Origin of the sequence: Kitasatospora sp. NPDC091257 (assembly GCF_044757675.1) — a bacterium.
GTDB classification, from domain to species: Bacteria; Actinomycetota; Actinomycetes; order Streptomycetales; family Streptomycetaceae; genus Kitasatospora; species Kitasatospora lactacystinica.
In genome coordinates, this window is record NZ_JBIVVI010001748.1 from 1 (window position 1) to 1,312 (window position 1,312).

The 1,312-nt window shown below is 77.9% G+C and carries 1 protein-coding gene and 1 pseudogene; both read left to right on the forward strand.

The genetic code is table 11. The features are described from left to right. Nucleotides 1–532 (forward strand): annotated as a pseudogene (locus tag ACIQOV_RS41745) (hypothetical protein); the annotation flags it as partial. Further along, nucleotides 525–1,312, forward strand: a 788-nt coding sequence (locus tag ACIQOV_RS41750) for an aminotransferase class IV (RefSeq protein ID WP_401056409.1), incomplete at its 3' end; no start/stop codon positions are given. The pseudogene ACIQOV_RS41745 and the gene ACIQOV_RS41750, both read left to right, overlap by 8 nt.

Here is a 1,312-nt window from a genome sequence, read left to right on the forward strand (position 1 = left end):
CCCCGTGCACCGGGTGCGGGAGGAGGACGGCCGGCTGCTCCTGCTGGTCGCCGACCGGCTGCGCGGCTGGGTGCCGATACTGGCCGCCGGGCAGGAGGGCCGCTGGCTGCGGCTGGACGAGACGGCGGACTACCGGGGCTGCGACGGCTGGGTGCACGAGTACGCCCGCTCCACGCTGGCCCTGTGCCTGGCGCTGGCCGGCCGCCCGCTGGTGCGCGGCCCGCAGTGGTGGGCGGAGGCGTGGCGCTGGTCGGACGCGGGGGAGCCGGAGGGCCTGGCGTACCGGATCGAGGAGTTCGAGCGGGCGGCCCGGAAGGCGGGCCGGCCGATGGTGAGCCCGTACCGCCCGGCGTCGCCGCCGCAGTCCGAGCCGCCGCAGTCCGGACCGTCGCGCTCCGGGCCGCCGCGCTCCGGGCCGTCGCGCTCCGGGCCGCCGCGCTCCGAGTCGCCTCGGTCGGGGCCGCCTCGGTCGGGGCTGCCGGAGCAGGCTCCGTCGGCATTCCCGCAGCTGGCAGACTCGGGGGATGGCTGAGATCGAGATCGACGGCGCCCCTGCCGACCCGGCGCGGCTGGCCGCGCTGGGGCTGCTCAACTACGGGCACTTCACCACCCTGCGGGCGGAGGAGGGCCGGGTGCGCGGTCTGGCGCTGCACCTGGACCGGCTGGTCCGGGACTGCCGGGTGCTGTTCGGCGCCGAGCTGGACCGGGCGGCGGTGCGGGAGCGGATCGGCGCGGTGCTGCCCGCCGACGGCGCGCCGGTGACCGTCCGGGTCACCGTGTACGACCCGGAGCTCGGCCTGGAGCGCCCCGCGGCCCCGGCCGCACCCGCCCTGCTGGTGACCACCCGCCCGGCCACGGCGGCCGCGCCCGCCCCGCTGCGGGTCCGCACCGCGGCGTACCGGCGGGAGCTGCCGGAGGTGAAGCACGTCGGCCTGTTCGGTTTGGTGCACCACCGCCGCCTGGCCCAACTGGCGGGCTTCGACGACGTGTTGCTGGTCGACGAGGACGGCCTGGTGGTCGAGGGCGCGACCTGGAACGTGGGTTTCCTGGCCGAGGAGAAGCTGGTCTGGCCGCAGGGGCCGAGCCTGCCGGGCGTGACCGAGGCCCTGCTGTCCGGCGCCTACCGGGGTCCGCAGTCCCGCGAGCCGCTGGCCGCCGGCGGGCTGGACCGCTTCACCGCCGCCTTCGCGGTGAACGCGGGTGTCGGGGTGTGTCCGCTGGCGGCCGTGGACGGCACCGCCTTCGACCCCGCCCACCCGGTGCTCGCCGAGCTGCGCGCCGTCTACCTGGGGGTTCCCGCCGAACCGGTGGG